This window comes from Planomonospora algeriensis (genome assembly GCF_977012225.1).
Genome location: NZ_CDRNDK010000819.1, coordinates 1 through 1,554, shown reverse-complemented (window position 1 = coordinate 1,554; position 1,554 = coordinate 1). Strand labels below are relative to the sequence as shown.

Sequence of the window (1,554 nt, the reverse complement as noted above, 5' to 3'; positions counted from 1 at the left end):
CCGCGGCCTCGGGGCCGCCGGCGGCCGGGCCAGCACCAGGTGCCGCACCCCGTGCTCGGTCACCAGCCGCCTGGCCGCCAGCGCGCCCAGCGCGCCGGTGCCGCCGACGACGAGCACGCTGCCCTCGCCGTCGAGTTCGGCCGGCATGGTCAGCACGACCTTGCCGATGTGGCGGGCCTGGGCGACGTGCCGGAACGCGTCGCCCGCCCGGCGGACGTCCCAGCTGCGGATCGGCGGCAGCCGGAGCGCGCCCTCCGCGAACAGCGCGACGATCTCGGCGAGGATCTCGCCGGTGCGCGCCGGGTCGAGCAGGGTGAGGTCGAAGCTCCGGTACTGCGCCGGAAGCACCTCGGCGGGGTCCCGCACGTCCGTCTTGCCCATCTCGATGAACCGTCCGCCGGGGCGCAGCAGCCCGAGCGAGGCGTCGACGAACTCTCCGGCGAGGGAGTTGAGCACCACGTCCACTCCGCCGCCGAAGGTCCGCGCGAACTCCAGCGTCCGGGAGGAGGCGATCCGCTCGCGGGGGACGCCCAGCGCGTGCACCGCGTCCCACTTGCCTTCACTCGCGGTGCCGTAGACCTCGGCTCCCAGATGGCGGGCGAGTTGCACGGCGGCCGTCCCGACGCCGCCGGCGGCGGCGTGCACCAGCAGCGATTCACCCGCGCGCAGGCCCGCCAGGTCCACGAGCGCGTGGTAGGCGGTGACGAAGGCGATCGGCACGGCCGCCGCCTCGGTGAACGTCCATCCGTCGGGGATGCGGACGAGCAGCCGGTGGTCGGTGACGGCCAGCCGGGCGAAGCCGTCGATGACACCCATCACCCGGTCGCCCTTCGCCAGCGTGGTGACGTCGTCGGCGACCTCGACGACCACGCCCGCGCCCTCGCCGCCCATGGGCGCGTCGCCCGGGTACATGTCCAGGGCGATCAGCACGTCGCGGAAGTTCAGTCCCATCGCCCGGGTGGCGATCCTGACCTGGCCGGGGGCCAGGGGCGGGTCGCCCGCCGGCAGCAGCGCCAGGTTGTCGACCGTGCCGCGGCCGGTCACGTCCAGCCGCCAGTTCCCGGTTCCGGCGGGCGGGATCATCGCGCTGCCGCGCCCGGATCCGGCGCGGCCCAGCCTGGGCGCGTACGCCGTGCCCTCGCGGAGCGCCAGCTGGGTCTCCCCGTCGGCCAGTACGGCCGGCAGCGCCCGGTAGGAGTCCGCGTGGCCGTCCAGGTCGAGCAGGATCAGCCGCTCGGGGTTCTCCGACTGCGCCGACCTGGCCAGTCCCCAGACCGCGGCGTTCACCAGGTCCGTCACCTCGTCGTCGTCCGTCGCGGCGACGGCGCCGTGGGTGATGAGGACCAGCCGCGAGGACGGGAAGCGCTCCTCCGCCAGCCAGGTCTGCAGCAGGCCGAGCACCTCGCAGGTACGGTCGCCGACGGCCTCGGCCAGCGCGCCCGACGGCCCGCCGTCCAGCGAGACGCAGACCAGGTCGGGCACCTGCTCCGCCGCCAGGAGCGCGGCCAGGCTGTCGTGCCGCACCGCGTCGATCCCGGCGCGGGCCAGGTCGGC

At 75.5% G+C, this 1,554-nt stretch carries 1 protein-coding gene; it reads right to left on the bottom strand.

The genetic code is table 11. The features are described 5' to 3' along the window. Positions 1-1,554: SpnB-like Rossmann fold domain-containing protein (locus ACWJ6R_RS36070; protein WP_449066503.1), on the bottom strand; the 1,554-nt coding region annotated here is incomplete at both ends.